Consider the following 10,947-nt stretch of genomic DNA (forward strand, 5'->3'; position numbering starts at 1 on the left):
CCCTTCACTGCTATCCGAGGTACCGTCCATACAGAAAGGCGACAAATTGTTTCGCCCCGCGCATACGATTTTTCACGTTTTCTTCCGTGACGCCGGCTTGTCGCAGTTGTTGTTCAAACCGACTCAACGCATCCTTCAACTCCTTCCTCAGTTCTCTCTCAATCACTCGGTCCAGCACGCTTGGCATAATCTTCCTCCCCGATTGATAAACCAGTTCCAACAGCCCATGTTCCTACATGCGAAAAGTGCCCGCAATGGCCATGCGGGATTCTACAGAACTTTCAAGAGACAAACCAGTTTCAGTCCCGCTAACGGCTTTCGGCGATCGTCCAACCTCCGCGCAAACCTACGATCGACCGACATGGAACAATGTCAGACCTGGTCTCACCCTGGCTTTCGGCAAGATGGTCTTATGCATCAGAACGGTCGGGAGAGATGACACTGCTTGATCCCAACGCACCCCCATCCCTTCCTGCATCAACAGCTCCTTCAGACCTGTGGGGCCGATAACAAAGGCGACACCACCCTGCCGTAACATCTGATTCAACCCGGCCACCATCGTTTTCATGGCCGCCGACGAATTGAACGAGCCATACGGCACCCATTGATAGATCAAATCATAAGGCCCTCGGCTTCCCAGAATTTCTTCACGTGGATCCATAGTGACCATTCGGATCCGCTGCAGCCAATCCCATCGCTGTACCTCGGCACATTGCATCCAAAGCTGTTGTGCCTGTCGCTGGGCATAGGCGACGTATCGGACATTCACGGTATAGTCACGCGGTCGGTCGAAAAGCACGCAGGTGGAAATAACAGCATCTCCATTGTCAATGAGCACCCGCTCTGCCAGCGATCGCGCCCTTCCAATCTCGCGGTCTTGCTCCCCGAGATCGTCCAGGTAATCCGCGACGAAGGGTTGCGTGGCGAGTTCACTGATTTCCGTATCGTCTTCAGGATACAGCGGCACCGCCCCAAAGGCATCGGCAGGGGAGACCCTTGGCACTGCTTGTACGAATACCCGGCGCCAATCGAACGGACTGATCGGACGATTGTCAGCCGGCGACGGTCTCATTCGAAGATCGGAAGTCAAGGGCCAGGTGGATTCGGTTTCGCGGTCGGTCAAAATCAATGCACGTCCTTCGACACGGAGGCCGCGATCCAGAGGAAGCATTCGACGCCCGACCGGATTGACATAGGGAAGACCGGCCGGATCTTCGGCAAGCATAGCCTTTTGAACGATCCCGTTTCTCACGGTCACACACAACCCTTGGTAATCGTCAAAATATCGGACGGGAGGATGTTGGGCAGGTAACCATGCGATGGTATGGGATCTCGAGGGATTCATGAAAACAGCGAATGGATCCTCACCTCCCGACGGCTGAGGCGTGAAAAAGGCGCTGAATAGTTGAAACGCCGCCTCCGATGGATACGTAGGAATCCCCCGATATCGCAGTGGTCTCGGGGGCGCTTGTTCTCTATTCTGATCGTCATACAATCCTCGAATCAGCTCGAACACGGCGGAGCCCGTCCCCGGCAACAACGACTTGAACAATTCGACCACCGGGAGAAAGTCAATCTGGTCCCAATGCATGGCTCCCATGCAGGCCATGAAGCGCGCCGTTTCGAATCCTCCGTCGTCCAACACACACAAGGCATCCTTTCGCTGCCGGATGGTCGCCATGCCTGTAGGATCGATCGCCAGATCTTCGTCTCGATAAAACCACCGCACTTCCTCGATCGGCACTCGCAGCGCTCCGGAAGCGAGCGCGCGAAGATCATCCGGAGTGATCCGTCGCCAATTGACCCTCGAGGCAAGATTCAGCTTGGTTTCATTGACCAACCCACCGGGCTTGATCCCGACCCACTGTCCCCAGTCGAGTCGGACGCGCGCTCGCTTGAGAGAGACAATCCCTTCGCCGATCGACTCCCATTCGCACTCATGCAGGGGATGGCCTGCAGGATCCGTCGCGAGAACGCGACGCCCGTCGGGCCGATAAAAGATGAGGTGTCCGCTTGGAAGGGTGTCAATATATCCGCCGGTCTTGTGAAAAGACTCGGCAAGTGCACGTGTGGCAGGAAACCGAAGGTGGCCGGGAGTGTTCAGAGCAAATGCAATGGCGTCCGAAGACATTCACTCGCGGAGTTGGCCGCTCCCCAAGACGATGAATTTCGAGCAGGTGAGCTCTTCCAACCCCATGGGACCTCGTGCATGAATGCGCGAGGTGCTGATCCCGATTTCGGCGCCCAGGCCGAACTGATACCCGTCATTGAGTCGGGTGGAGGCATTCACCAGCACGGCACTGGCATCGACTTCCTTCAGAAACCGCATCGCGTGTCCGTAATCCGACGTGATGATCGCTTCCGTGTGTCGTGACCCATACCGTGCGATGTGTTCCATCGCTTCCTCCATGTTCTTCACGATTTTCACGGCGAGAATGAGATCCAGAAACTCTTTGCCGTAATCCTGCTCGCTTGCCGGCTTCGCTTCGGAAATCAGTTGGCAGGTCTTCGGACAACCGCGAATTTCGACGTTGACCGCGCCAAGACTTCGGGCCAGTTTGGGCAACAGAGTCCGTGCGACCGACTGGTGGACCAACAGGGTTTCCATGGCATTGCACGTGGACGGCCTTTGCGCTTTGGCATTGACGCACACGGCCTCCGCCATTGCGGAATCGGACTCAGCATCGACATAGATGTGGCACACACCTGCATCATGTTTCACGACCGGAATCGTCGAATGTTCCGCGATAAGCTTCATCAATGACTCGCCGCCACGCGGAATGATCAAGTCGATGGACCGATCTTGCTTGAGCAACACCGGAACGACATCACGGTCCGGACGGTCGACGAACGTGATCGCACCTGGAGGAACGCCGACTTTTTCCGATGCCTCGGCCAGAATGGCGGCGATGGCCCTATTGGAGTGAATCGCCTCACTACCGCCCCGCAACACACAGACGTTCCCTGATTTAAGGCAGAGAGCGGCAGAATCCGCCGTCACATTGGGACGCGACTCATAAATGATTCCGATCACTCCAATGGGAACTCGCACGCGCCCGACCTGCATTCCGTTCGGCCTGGTCCACATCGCGGACATCATGCCGACAGGGTCGGGTAACTTCGCCACTTCCCGAATCCCAGCGGCCATCTCGCCAATTCGCTTCTCGGTCAATCGCAAACGATCGGCCATCGCCTTCTTTGCGGTCGTCGTTCCGAACGCCTTGAGATCTTGCTCATTGGCCGCAAGGAGCTCGTCCGATTTGGACTCAAGCGCCTCCGCCATCGTAAGGAGTGCGTGATCCTTGGCCGCTGTCGAAAGAGACGCCAAGTTCCTCGAGGCCTGTTTGGCCTTGGAGACGAGCTCTGAAACATACTCCAACACAGGCAACGGCTTGGACTCGTCGATATTCAGATCTGGGGTGGTCTTACCAGGAGTGTCCACGCTTCCCGCCGATTGATTCAATAACTGGATAATGGCATTGACAATACCGTGTGGGTCAGAGATGGGTCAAGTGTGTCTGCATGTTGCAGGGAATCTGTGATCCAAGCCAGCGCATGCAGGTGCCGGAACCCCAAGGCTTCCTGTAAGCGCTATGACACTCCTCAACGACGCGAAGCGAACAATGAGTAATCGCAACCCGACAGGATCTACGGTGTTGCTTCTGGCAGAGGAGGACCCGCTGGCGGTTCTTCAGGCAGTGTCATGGGCTCTATGGGGGAGGAACCAGTTGGATTCGTGGCGTTGTCTGAAGAATCGATCTCGTCTGGAACCGTCGACTGGCCCGGTGGAATTGAATTCCCTGGAATTCCCGGCTGATCCGGCACGATTGGTTGGGCTGGAACCGTAGCCGGCCTAGCGATAGCCCCCATTGGGACCATGGAGGGGTTCGGATGTTGGAACACCCAATCATAGTGGGTCGGCTTTCCATCGAAATGACGCACGGCGATCGGGAAATTACCCTGCTTGATCGGTTTCTGTTTGCTCTTGCTTCGAACTCCCATGATGCCTCCCGTGGGAGCGCGCAGCAATTCCCACTCGCCATGTCCCACGGGATCGAGATAGACTTTCCGGAGAAAAGGCTTTGGTGGCCTCGTAAGTTCAGCCAGTGTTTGTGGGTACACCTCGCCAGGCATAACCCTTCCCGCCTTCGCACTGGCTGAGTAGAGAGCCAAGGCCGCTTGAATTTCGATCCCCTTGGCCAGCAAATCGGCCTCCAGCTCCCGTTGCACCATCGTTTTCCATTGCCGGGCAGCCACCGTCATGGCAAGTCCCATAAGCGTGATGGCTATCATCACCATGAGGTATGAAAATCCTGCCTCGTGTCGCCTCATGGGAGAAAGCGGCTTCTCAATCTCCATCACTCTTGCCCTTGTCCCGCTGATTGTTCGGATGATTCTTCCGACAACGTCACCGTATGATCCACATGGGTGTCGATGTCCCGGATGGTCACGCTTTCATGAGTGATCGCCTTGAGAATCCGACGGTCATCGATCTGATCTCCAGCTTTGAGCACCAGCACCTCATCGTCTTTCTTGATGACCGCAATATCGTTGTTTTTCCGGGTCGCGGCGCCCACGCGGAGAAATCCCAGATATCGATACTGCTCTGATTCCAAGATATCCTCTTGCTGCGTCTGGATCTCGGCGGAAGTCGAATGCTGGTTCACAGATGTGGCGGCATCTCCGGTGGTAACCGAGCCATCGGGGCTGAGTGTGGAAAAAATATTTCTCGGCTCCGTGAAATTCGTCTGACGTTGGAGACCCATTGACGTAAGCAGATCGAGTCTTACCTGCAAGCTTGGTCTCTTCATCTCCCCGGATCGCACTCCGGATAGGGGACCTGTCACATTCGTCAGAGGAACACGAACGGGCTCTTGCACCTCCCGCCATTGCCATACCGCCAGTCCAACCCATAGAAAGAGCAGCGACGCAGCAAGAATGGTCTTCTTTTGAACATCCATGGTTACTGCGCCGCCACCGGTGCGCCACTGTCGCCGACATCGCTGCGGAGGTACGTCACAATCTTGACATTGAAGGTCAACTGCGCCTCCTGCGTGCTGGACCGAGTCAGTTCAAGATCCTCGATGTACAGCAGCTCTTTCGTCATCTCAAGACTGTAGATGAATCGACGGAGGTCCTCGTACCTCCCTGTCATCGGCCCCTGTAACAGCCCTTTGCTCGTATTCGTAAGGAGCGTCGGCTCCGTCTTATAAGACAATGCCGGCAAGGTGACGCGGTCATGCTTCGCGTCGTCTGAGATCCTCAGCGCGAACGGAGTAAAGTCCCGCTCAGTCGGAAGTATCGCCCACACCCGATTCAAGTCTAGCTTCGCTTTTTTGGCCTCTCGGTGATACATCAACGCCTGTCGGGCCGCGGCCCATTCGCCCTCTAGGCGCTCACGAGAGACTTGAGCGCCCATCATCCACAGATCATGGACGAGGAAGAAAAGGGACAGAAGACTCAACCCGACTCCAACCCATGGGAACAAGGGTGCGAAGGGATGTTGCCACAAATAGAGCAGGCGATCTTTCATCCTTCACGTTCCTTCGCGCCGGTATTGGACGGTCACGTCGAATTCCACCAAACCACCCGGCCCGACACGATGCTGAGCCAACACCGGATCCTTAAACAGGGCGTGCCCCTGAAGTCCGACAGTGAATGCCGTGATGTCTTCGAGGCTCATGGCGGCCCCAGTGAGCCGAACCATCGTGCCGGCTTGCTCCAGTCGAACACTGTTGAGCGTGAGTTGTGAAGGAAGTACTTGTTCTAATTCAGTCAGAAACCGGGTCCACGAAAAGGTTTTCTTTTCAAGCCACTGATTGGCTAACTCGACCTCGAGGGGTAGTCGCTTCAGCGCTTCTTCAGATAACTCAATGCCTTCCTGTCTGGCCTGCGCTATCAAGTCAAGATCCTGCTCCCGTACTCGTTCCAACTCTGCTTGGATGGTCCGCGACTCTTGATACGTCACGATCGCTTGCCGGACATTCCAACAGATCGCGAACCCAAGCAAAGCACAGCTTCCTATCAGGAGCATGCGGAGCGGAACGATCATCGGTCGATAGCGGCGACTGAGGTTTATCCGGAACTGATCATCGGCGCCGCGTAGCAACGAAATGGACTTGAGTGAACCAACGAGTCGCGCGGTCGCGGAACTTACGGTCGCCATGCTAAAGCACCCCCGCCATCGCCGCCAGCGACGTTATCCCTCGAGGACTGCTTTTCGTCATACCACCAAGTACCTCGACCGAATGCCAACCCAACTGTTTGACGGACAGCCCGAGTTCTACCTCCAGCAAATCCTGAAAGGCCGACATATCGCCGTCCATACAGACAACGGCTTCTTTCAAGACCGCCGAGGGATGCTGTTGCCGACAGATCTCCAGCGAGGCGTTGCACTCCTCAAGAATCTTGTCCTGCATTTCTTTCTTTGTAAGCGCTTCTACCGCTTCGGCGCCCAACAACTTGCACCGGAAAAACAGCAAGCGCCCCTGTTGGAAAATGATGGTCGTCAAGGCTTGATCCGATACATTCACCCACAGACAGTTTCGCCGTCGCCAATGAGATCCGTTGGAAGTCTTCCTCCAGAGATCAACGATCCGGAGGCTCGTGATTCCTACCTCTTGAGGAATTAACCCGACCGATTCACATAGAGATTCGTACTGCATCAGCACCGATTCTTGGGCTGCCACCGTCAGTACCGTATAGGCCGGGCATGTTCCCCCGGATGGATCATGAAACACTTGGGACACAATCTTGGCCCCGCTCAGTGGAAACAACCGTTCCTGACCAAGGCGCCATCGAATCAACGCCTCGCGCTCCTCGCGTCTGGCGGGAAGCCGATCCAGATGCAGTACTGTCGCTCTGACCGCTGTATCGGGCAATAACACGGCGACCCGTCGTGGAAGATCGGAGAGTAGGGTTGCACCCACGGCAGAGTGAGCCGAGCCTGAACCGATCAGGTCTCGAATATGGCTCGCTAATGCGGATGGGTCGGATATATTGTCCTCCGTCGGAGAGGCTTTGATCATCCCGTCTGCAAGCGGGGCCATGACGCACGTGTGCCGTCGTTGTCCGCGCCAATTTCGATGGGTTTCCGCCCATGCGATCGAACCGGTGCCGAATTTCAAACAGCACCGCGGCCGGCTACTGGCCCATTCCCACATGGACTCACCCCTCTTCGCTGAATGTCACACGATTGATCTCTCTGAGCGTGGTCTCGCCCTCCAACACTTTTTTCAACGCCGATTGTCGCAGCGTGATCATTCCATCAGTCACGGCACGATACCGGATTTCCGAGAGCGGCCGCTCGGCAAGAATCATTTCCTTGATTTCATCCGTTAAATCGAGGAATTCCGTAATGCATTTTCTCCCTCTGTACCCGCTGCCATGACACTGCGGACATCCCTTTCCCTCGTAAAATGGCGTATCCTTGTATTGTTCGTAGTCCAATCCCGATTCTTCAATAAGGGCCTGTTGTACTTTGACCAGGACACGACAGGTGGGACAAAGGATTCGGACCAGTCGTTGCGCCAACACACAGTTGAGCGCGGCCAGAAAATTATAGGGATCGATTCCCATCGATGCGAATCGTCCTATGACATCAAACACATTGTTTGCATGCACCGTCGTCAATACAAGATGTCCGGTGAGAGCCGATTGAATCGCGATCTGTGCCGTCTCAGCATCTCGAATTTCGCCGACCATAATCTTGTCCGGATCATGACGGAGTACGGACCGCAGGCCCCGGGCAAACGTGACTCCTTTTTTTTCATTGACGGGAATCTGCACCACTCCCGAGAGTTGGTATTCGACGGGGTCTTCGATGGTAATCAACTTGTCTTCGACTGTGTTCATCTCGCATATCGCCGCGTACAGCGTCGTGGTCTTCCCGCTTCCAGTTGGCCCCGTGACCAACACCATGCCGTGGGGGCGAGTTATCGCTCTCCGGAATCGCTTGAGATCTTCCGGATTAAAACCGAGGCGCTCAAGCTTAAGCGCCGACACCCCGGTTGCGATCGAGTCTCGATCCAAGATTCGAATCACGACCGATTCCCCGAAAACACTGGGTAGGATCGAGACGCGAAAATCCACGGTCTTCCGGCTCAATCTCATGCGAAAACTTCCGTCTTGCGGGACCCGACGTTCGGCAATATCCAGTTCCGACATGACCTTCAAGCGGGACACTAAGGGAGCGTGCAACCGAATATCCAACGGCTCCATGGCCGGAATCAGGATGCCATCGACACGAAACTTGACTTTTGTTCCGCGATCAGCGGCTTCGATGTGGATGTCACTCGCGCGACGCTGCATCGCACTCAGCAGGATAGAATCCAGCAACTTCACGGCCGGGCTCTGCTCTTCTCCCGCGTGGTCGAGACTGAGAATTTCTTCTCCTCGATCATCTTCTTTCACCAAGATGGATCGATATTCCGCTTCAAGCTCGCGGAGCGTTTGGTTCGACCCTTCACTACGCTCCAGCGCCGCCAGAATGGCACTCCTGGAGCTGACGACTCGATCCAGCGGCTTTCCGATGAGAAGCTCCAACTCGTCGAGTCCCAGCAGGTTGTGGGGATCGGCGACGGCGATCGTCAGTGCTCCGGGACCGTCAGCGATCGGCACAAAAGGAAATCGCTGCATCCATTTGATCGGGATGGTCTCGTAGTATCGGGGATCGACTCGAAAATCCTTTAACGGGTCATAGGGAAGATCGTATTGAACCGCTAAGGCATGCGCCAATTGATCCTCGGAAATGAGCCCTTCATCAATCAGTGCCTGGTCTAAAGCGGTAGACACGCCCTTCAATCGATGGAGGACATCTTCGACCGTGTGTTTCTGAATCATTCCCTGGCCGATTAAGACGTCCGCCAGCGATGGCCTGGTAAGGCTACGCGGCATGCGAACCTTCTCTCCTTATCATTCTCCTTCCCCTTTTCTTTAACCGCCAACCGTTCCTGCCAGCTGAAAGACCGGCAGATACATGGCAATGACGATCCCACCGACCATCACACCCATAACAAGCAACAGAACCGGCTCTATCCAGGTGGTAAGTTGTGTAAGCCTCGTATCGAGATCCGCCTCATAAAACTCCGCGACATCCCGCAACATCGTATCAAGCGAACCCGTTTCCTCTCCGACAGACAACATTTCGATTGCGAGTTTTGGGATCACTCTAGGACGGCCTAACGCATCCGCCAGCGTTGCCCCTTCGCGAATCTCATTGACGGCTCCGATCATTTCGTGCGAGATCCACCGGTTTGAAACCGCTCCTCGTGCGCCTTGTAAGGCCTCCACTAGCGGAGTTCCTCCGGCGAGAATAGTTCCGAGCGTTCGCGTCAGCTGGATGGTATTGTGTTTGACTGCCATCTGCCCCAGAAGGGGAAGTTTCAATACAAGACGATCCAACGCGAGCTGTCCCCCCGGAGTGACATAGTAGGCATAGGTCCCGAGCATGACGGCGATCATGATGGTTGCGGCTGGTGCTATCCGGGACTCCGCGTGCATGATCGTATCAAGCAAGACCTGAGTCGCCCATGGCAAGGTTTGCGCAGACTCGCCATAGACCGATACGAAAGTGGGCATGACATAAGTCAACAGAAAACCAATCACGGCCATGCCAATACCGATGAGCACAATGGGATAGGAGATCGCCTTCGTCACTTTATGACGAAGGCCGACCATCAGCTTCAGATAGGCAATGTATCGGTGCAATACGTCGGGAAGATTGCCCGATTGTTCTCCCGCACGTACCGTAGCGACATAGAGTTCCGGGAAATAAACGGGATGTTTGGCTAAGGCATCCGAGGCTGATGCTCCACCTCGAATCTCTTCCCGTACGTCGCGTAGGGTCCGCTGAAATCCAGCATGGCCGGCCCGTTCGATCAGGAGATCCCAGATACGCAAAATGGGCAGCCCGGATTTCACCAAAGCGAGCAATTCTTGATTGAAAATCAAGAATTGGGCAAGCGGAAGCTTTCCCCATGACCACACGGGCTTCGTCTTAACTGAGGTGCCGCGACGCTGAAGGGTGAAAACCAGTAACCCTTCCGACTCCAGTTTCGTACGAACCGCCGGTTCATTCTCTCCTTCTGTATGCCCATGAACTGTGGATCCATCAGGCCGCGCGACTCGATACGCAAATACCGCCATAGACGTACCCCTCAAGACCGCGGCTTATCCCGCATGCCACTACATTCGTTCGTGCACGAGATCATCATTAAATGACTCAGTAAGCCAAAGGGTCTGCCCCACTTGGATACGATCACTCGAAAGTCCGTTGAGAACCATGAGGTATTTGACAGACATATGATGTCGGCGTGCGATGCTCCACAATGTGTCTCCGGGTTTGACCAACATATGTATCCTGGATGGGGCAGCGGGCGCTTGGCCAACCACCGATACTTCCCGAACCGAAGATGCTCTCGGCACCTGATGCGCGGCATCCGGGCGAATTCGGTTTTCTTCCTCCAGAGCGGTCGACGAAACATCCTGCAGAGCGCTGATCATCGTTGACTCGGATTGACCATCAGTTGAAGAAGCCATCGTTGAGGGAGCAGTGTTCTGTCCCTGTCTTCCTACTTTTGATAATTGCTGTTGAAGCTGTTTCAATTGATTTCGAAGTGGGGCTCCAGTCCGCCCAACTCGTTCACGTCCGGAACGGGAGTCGGCTAATTCTTCCCGCTGAAGGTCAATCACATGGCGAGCTTCCGTCAACCGCCGTTCCGCTTCCCGAATGCGCCCTTCCAACTGCGCCCGAGCGATCTGCACATCGGCCAAATCTTGCCGCCGTGCCTCGACCTCTGCCCTCAACTCGGCAACCGTTTTTTGAGCCTGTTGGAGTGAGATCTTGAGCGTATCCACCGTGAGTTGGAGATCTGATATTTCCGGTTCTATGACGATGGGTTCGAACGGACTACAAGCAGCTATCCCGAGCAGAAAGATTCCCATGAG

10 protein-coding genes are annotated in these 10,947 nt (G+C 55.3%); all 10 read right to left on the reverse strand.

Going from position 1 to position 10,947, the window contains the following annotated elements; translation table 11 throughout:
- Positions 1–346: 346 nt before the first annotated feature.
- The 10 genes from A4E19_12320 to A4E19_12365 all read right to left on the reverse strand — a co-directional run bounded on the left by A4E19_12320 (position 347) and on the right by A4E19_12365 (position 10,944).
- Complete coding sequence (locus A4E19_12320) at positions 347–2,131, reverse strand: hypothetical protein (GenBank protein ID OQW37801.1); 1,785 nt, start codon at positions 2,129–2,131, stop codon at positions 347–349.
- Positions 2,132–3,388, reverse strand: a complete 1,257-nt coding sequence (gene proA / locus A4E19_12325) for a gamma-glutamyl-phosphate reductase (protein ID OQW37828.1) — start codon at positions 3,386–3,388, stop codon at positions 2,132–2,134.
- A 260-nt stretch (positions 3,389–3,648) separates the two neighbouring features.
- Positions 3,649–4,359, reverse strand: a complete 711-nt coding sequence (locus tag A4E19_12330) for a hypothetical protein (GenBank protein OQW37802.1) — start codon at positions 4,357–4,359, stop codon at positions 3,649–3,651.
- Entirely contained in the window at positions 4,359–4,961 is a 603-nt protein-coding gene (locus tag A4E19_12335) for a hypothetical protein (protein OQW37803.1), read from the reverse strand. The genes A4E19_12330 and A4E19_12335 overlap by 1 nt, the downstream gene beginning before the upstream one ends.
- Before the next feature lie 2 nt (positions 4,962–4,963).
- Positions 4,964–5,533 (reverse strand): hypothetical protein, encoded by a 570-nt coding sequence (locus tag A4E19_12340; protein OQW37804.1) that lies wholly within the window; start codon positions 5,531–5,533, stop codon positions 4,964–4,966.
- 3 nt (positions 5,534–5,536) lie between these two features.
- Positions 5,537–6,166, reverse strand: coding sequence for a hypothetical protein (locus A4E19_12345; protein ID OQW37805.1), 630 nt, complete (start codon positions 6,164–6,166; stop codon positions 5,537–5,539).
- Between the two features lies 1 nt (position 6,167).
- Positions 6,168–7,163 (reverse strand): hypothetical protein, encoded by a 996-nt coding sequence (locus A4E19_12350; GenBank protein OQW37806.1) that lies wholly within the window; start codon positions 7,161–7,163, stop codon positions 6,168–6,170.
- Between the two features lie 4 nt (positions 7,164–7,167).
- Positions 7,168–8,895 (reverse strand): pilus assembly protein PilB, encoded by a 1,728-nt coding sequence (locus A4E19_12355; GenBank protein ID OQW37807.1) that lies wholly within the window; start codon positions 8,893–8,895, stop codon positions 7,168–7,170.
- A gap of 39 nt (positions 8,896–8,934) precedes the next feature.
- Positions 8,935–10,146: a hypothetical protein gene (locus tag A4E19_12360; GenBank protein OQW37808.1), complete on the reverse strand. Its 1,212-nt coding sequence runs from the start codon at positions 10,144–10,146 to the stop codon at positions 8,935–8,937.
- Positions 10,147–10,185: 39 nt separating this feature from the next.
- Positions 10,186–10,944: a hypothetical protein gene (locus tag A4E19_12365; protein ID OQW37809.1), complete on the reverse strand. Its 759-nt coding sequence runs from the start codon at positions 10,942–10,944 to the stop codon at positions 10,186–10,188.
- Between the last annotated feature and the right edge of the window lie 3 nt (positions 10,945–10,947).

It is taken from the genome of Nitrospira sp. SG-bin1 (assembly GCA_002083365.1).
Lineage (GTDB): Bacteria > Nitrospirota > Nitrospiria > Nitrospirales > Nitrospiraceae > Nitrospira_D.

Bases quoted from the DNA above. Each gene is read 5' to 3' on its own strand.
- A4E19_12320 (OQW37801.1), bottom strand. From the start codon at position 2,131: ATGTCTTCGGACGCCATTGCATTTGCTCTGAACACTCCCGGCCACCTT.
- A4E19_12330 (OQW37802.1), bottom strand. From the start codon at position 4,359: ATGGAGATTGAGAAGCCGCTTTCTCCCATGAGGCGACACGAGGCAGGA.
- A4E19_12335 (OQW37803.1), bottom strand. From the start codon at position 4,961: ATGGATGTTCAAAAGAAGACCATTCTTGCTGCGTCGCTGCTCTTTCTA.
- A4E19_12340 (OQW37804.1), bottom strand. From the start codon at position 5,533: ATGAAAGATCGCCTGCTCTATTTGTGGCAACATCCCTTCGCACCCTTG.
- A4E19_12345 (OQW37805.1), bottom strand. From the start codon at position 6,166: ATGGCGACCGTAAGTTCCGCGACCGCGCGACTCGTTGGTTCACTCAAG.
- A4E19_12350 (OQW37806.1), bottom strand. From the start codon at position 7,163: ATGTGGGAATGGGCCAGTAGCCGGCCGCGGTGCTGTTTGAAATTCGGC.
- A4E19_12355 (OQW37807.1), bottom strand. From the start codon at position 8,895: ATGCCGCGTAGCCTTACCAGGCCATCGCTGGCGGACGTCTTAATCGGC.
- A4E19_12360 (OQW37808.1), bottom strand. From the start codon at position 10,146: ATGGCGGTATTTGCGTATCGAGTCGCGCGGCCTGATGGATCCACAGTT.
- A4E19_12365 (OQW37809.1), bottom strand. From the start codon at position 10,944: ATGGGAATCTTTCTGCTCGGGATAGCTGCTTGTAGTCCGTTCGAACCC.